The following is a 2,524-nucleotide window of genomic DNA, read 5'->3' on the forward strand; positions in this document are numbered from 1 at the left end:
TCACACCCCAGCCATCGAGATCTGAAGGGGTGATGACCGGCTGCAGGTTGCCCTCACTGTCATGCACGAACTTCACGCTGTGCGTGCCCATGAACTCGTTATTGGCGTAGATGTCGACGCTGTAGGTCCCTTCCGCCTGACCGCCAGGGCGTTCAAACTGGCTCAGGTCAACCTGCTGCCCGCCGCCCAGATTCAGCAGCGCCGGGTCAAAGTAGTCACCGGCCTGCGCGGTCAGACTTCCCCCGCCCAGCAGGGCCATCAGCACCTGCAGGCAGACCGGGGAGAGACGGCGATCGACACCCGGGTACGGACGGCGACGCCGCGCACAGGCGTCATGGCGACGCGCGCGCAGGGGCGCGACCGGCGCACGGGCGCCGTGAGTACCGGAGTGGGAGGATGTGGACAAGAGTGCTTTCACAGTGTTATCGCCTGTTATGGTGTTGTCTGCCCGGCGGCGTCAGCCATGACCGGTGCGGGATTTAAAAATGGCTGCGTGTCAAAGCCGTTCTCTTTGATGGCTGTCCACGTCAGCGGAATAACGCCGCCGGCGCGTTTCGCGCCCTTCGGCACCGTCCACTGCTGACTGCCGAGCGGCGGCACCATGTGAACCAGCTCCGCCGACGACATATCCACCCCGCCAATAGTGAGGCTGCGGAAGGTGATCCAGTACGGCGTCGGATTGGTGAGCGTCAGCGTGTCACCGCGAACGGCCGCCTTCAGTTTGCCGGCAGCGTCTTCCACTGCATTCGGCTTATCCAGTCCGGCCGGACGCCAGAAGACCTTGACGGACAGGGCAGACACAGACTTCATCACCACGCCAGTCTGCGCCTTCGGCTTCCCGCCCGGGGCGTCCTCGCCCGGGATAAGGCGGGCGGTCAGAAAGAACACGGATTCCCGGTCCGCCGGAAAATCCCCGCCGGTGCGCAGCACGCGCAGCGTGCGGGTCTGGTGTGCGCCCAGGCGTACCAGCGGCGGGGTCACCAGGAAGTCCCGGGTCGGCTCACCCGGCAGGCCGGTTGCCGCATCCCGCGGACTGATGTAGGACTGCAGCAGAAACTCACCGTCGCTGTTGTTGTTCAGAACGATGCTTTTCCCCTGCATGGCCCCTTCCGGGTAAATCAGGCGCGTGGTCTCAAAGTACGTGCCCTTCAGCACGTCACGGGCCGCCTGAGCGGGCGGCGCCGCACACAGCAGGGCCAGCAGACCCGGGGCGGCGAATCGCCGGATATACCCCGCCGTCCGGCAGACCGCCTCCGGATAATCAGGAAACACTGAGAAGATATTTTTCACACGCCATTCTCCATGCATTATTTTCATTATTTCTTGCCCCGCTCCGCGCGGGTGTTGCGGGGGCTGATGTCACCCACGCTACCGCCGGCAAATACTCGCCTTCCGTCACCGGTCACCGGTCACCGGCTGATTAAGGTTTATTGCCGCCCCCAAATAAAGTTCGGACCAGCACACCGGCGCGGGGAACCGCTCCGCACGGGTGCAGAAATATCACTGAGTCACTTACCGGCCCGGAAATCACTGCCGGGCTGCGTTCATCAGCCTGTCGGCGACTGTGCCGCGTCCTTTATGCGGGGCGGTGTGGTGTTGTTTTTACTGACATTCGCCCTGCCGGCAGACCTTTGCTTTTCTCTTTTCTCTTGTTTTTTTATTTTTTCTTTTTTTTGCTTCTGTTATTTTTTATTTTCCCGGTTCGTTCTGGCTCTTTTTCCGGTTCTTCTTTTTTGTTTCTGACTGCTTATTTTCTGGTTATTCTTTTTCTTTTTTTTGCTTTTTCTGCTTTCTTTTTTTTGCTTTCTTTTTTCGTTTATTTTTTTACTGCCTGTGCCTGTTTTTATTTCTTATGTGCACTTTCACTGCTTACGTCTGTCTCTGGTGCCTGCTGCATTTTTGCGGGGCGTTTCACCGCCCCCTCTCACCCGTCACTTGATCTGCGCGTGATACGTGTCGCTGTTACCGCCGTAATCTGTAATCAGCACCCACTCCGCCCGGCTGTCATGGCCGGCACCGGCATAGTGCGTTTCAGAGAACGGAGCCAGCATCGACGGCGACTTGTCCAGGTTGACCACCTCGCCACCCAGCGACAGGCTGGCAAACGTCAGGTAGTACGGCGTCGGGTTTTTCACCGTCACTTCACCGCCCTGCCAGCTGAAGGTCAGTTTGTCGTAAGCCTGCCCCGGGGTCATCGCCAGCCCGTCAGGGCGGTAGAACAGCTTGATGCCCATCCCCAGCGCAATGGACAGCGATGCACCACCCTGAACCGGCGCCTTACCGGACGGAATGGCATTCACCCGGAAGTGAAACACCGACTCCCTGTCCTGCGGCAGGTCGCCTCCCGTGCGCGCCACGCGCATGGTGCCGTTACTCATCCCCTCGACGCGAAACAGCGGTGGCTGCACGGTGAACAGCGGGGACGGTTTGTTGGTCTCCCAGTCCGTCACCTGCGTCTGCACCAGGTACACCTCGTTTCCGCTGTTGTGCAGGGTCACCGACACCGACTGTGCGGACTGCGGGT

General features: G+C 60.1%; 3 protein-coding genes. All 3 read right to left on the reverse strand.

Annotated features, from left to right (window positions below):
* The coding region (locus tag AAIR21_RS27545) for a FimD/PapC N-terminal domain-containing protein (protein WP_434682789.1) at positions 1-418 on the reverse strand (418 nt) is incomplete at its 3' end.
* A gap of 14 nt (positions 419-432) precedes the next feature.
* A complete protein-coding gene (locus AAIR21_RS27550; RefSeq protein WP_422713210.1) occupies positions 433-1,290 on the reverse strand; it encodes a fimbrial biogenesis chaperone in 858 nt (285 codons plus the stop codon).
* A gap of 641 nt (positions 1,291-1,931) precedes the next feature.
* Positions 1,932-2,524, reverse strand: a 593-nt coding sequence (locus tag AAIR21_RS27555; RefSeq protein WP_434682791.1) for a fimbrial biogenesis chaperone, incomplete at its 5' end; no start/stop codon positions are given.

It is taken from the genome of Enterobacter sp. PTB (genome assembly GCF_051130085.1).
In the GTDB taxonomy this organism is placed as follows: domain Bacteria; phylum Pseudomonadota; class Gammaproteobacteria; order Enterobacterales; family Enterobacteriaceae; genus Enterobacter; species Enterobacter ludwigii.